Genomic DNA, 1,378 nt, shown 5'->3' with positions numbered 1-1,378 from the left:
GAGATATGGGCAAAAGTTGGTGACGCCTGATCAGGCGGCGGCTTGAAGTTGACGGAGGCCGTCGCGGAACTCAATCCCCTGGATGATCTCCGGCAGGCGGTTCTGGCCGTCGAGTTTGCGCCATTTCCCCTGCGCCGACATCATCAGCTTGAAGGCCATGGCCAGTCCGGTCCTGCGGCTGAGGCAACCTTTGGTGCGCTTGGTGCGGTGCCGAACGGTCGCGAAGGTGCTTTCAATTGGATTGGATGTCCGGATGTGTTTCCAGTGTTCGGCCGGGTAGTCGTAAAAGGTCAGCAACGCCTCGCGATCCTTGACCAGCTTGGCAACGGCCTTGTCGTATTTGACGCCGTAGGTTTCGACGAAAAAGTCGAAGGCGGCGCCGGCCTCGGCCTTTGTTTCAGCCTGCCAGATGTCGTGCAGATGGCTCTTGGCCTTGTCCTGCAGCGACTTTGGCAGGGTATTCAGCACATTCATTGTCTTGTGGACCCAACACCGCTGCTCGCGTGTGGTGGCGAAGACCTCGCGCAGCGCGGTCCAGAACCCGAGCGCACCGTCGCCGATGGCTAGGTTGGGATCCTGCTTCAAGCCCCGGCGCTTCAGATCGAGCAAAAGCTCACGCCAGCTCTCAGCGCTTTCGCGAAAGCCGTCGATCATCCCCAGAAGCTCCTTGCGGCCATATTCATCGGCCCCGACGATCACCAGAACACATTGCTTTTCTTCGGCCATGCGCGGTTTGAAATACACCCCGTCGGCCCAGATGTAGAGAAAGCGCCGGTGGCTCAGGTCGCGTTTTTGCCAGGCCTCATAGTCGTTCCACCAGTCAGCCTTCAGCCGCGTGATCGTCTTGGCGGAAAGCCCATCGGCGTTCGGGCCCAGCAGTGCCGCGAGCGCCTCGCTGAAATCACCCGTGCTGACGCCCTTGAGATAAAGCCAGGGCAGCAACTCCTCGACCGATTTCGCCTTGCGCAGGTATCGCGGCAGGATGCTGGGCGTGAAGGTGATCTTGTCCTCACCGGGCTTGCGATCGCGCACCCGCGGCACTTTCACCGGCACGGGACCAATCCCGGTCATCACCTCGCGTTCCGGCAGGTAACCATGGCGCACCAGGCGTGATGTGCCATTCTCCAGCTTCTCGGCGGAAAAGGCGGCCATCAGCACCGCCAACTCCGCGTGGATTGCCTGTTCGATCAGCTTGCGCGCGCCGTCACGGATAATATCGGTGAAGGGATCAGCGCTGAATCCGGATGGATCGGGCAGCTGGGTGATGGTAGTCTCTGGCATGTGGCATATCCCTTTCTCGGTTGAGAATTGACGGCGTTCTGAACACCGCCATGATATGCCGCCCCCTCAGGGCATCACCAACTTTCGCTCATTACTC

General features: G+C 60.2%; 1 protein-coding gene. It reads right to left on the bottom strand.

All coding sequences use genetic code 11. The features are described 5' to 3' along the window. Window positions 1–30: 30 nt before the first annotated feature. On the bottom strand, window positions 31–1,281 hold the full coding sequence (locus EYE42_RS15875; protein ID WP_130992287.1) for an IS256 family transposase: 1,251 nt from the start codon (window positions 1,279–1,281) through the stop codon (window positions 31–33). Window positions 1,282–1,378: the final 97 nt, after the last annotated feature.

Source organism: Paracoccus subflavus, from assembly GCF_004310345.1.
Classification (GTDB): domain Bacteria; phylum Pseudomonadota; class Alphaproteobacteria; order Rhodobacterales; family Rhodobacteraceae; genus Paracoccus; species Paracoccus subflavus.
The sequence above is the reverse complement of the archived record's forward strand: the minus strand, read 5'-3'. Positions and strand labels throughout refer to the sequence as shown.

Excerpts from the sequence above, each read along its gene's own strand:
- EYE42_RS15875 (WP_130992287.1), bottom strand. The coding sequence starts at position 1,281 with ATGCCAGAGACTACCATCACCCAGCTGCCCGATCCATCCGGATTCAGC.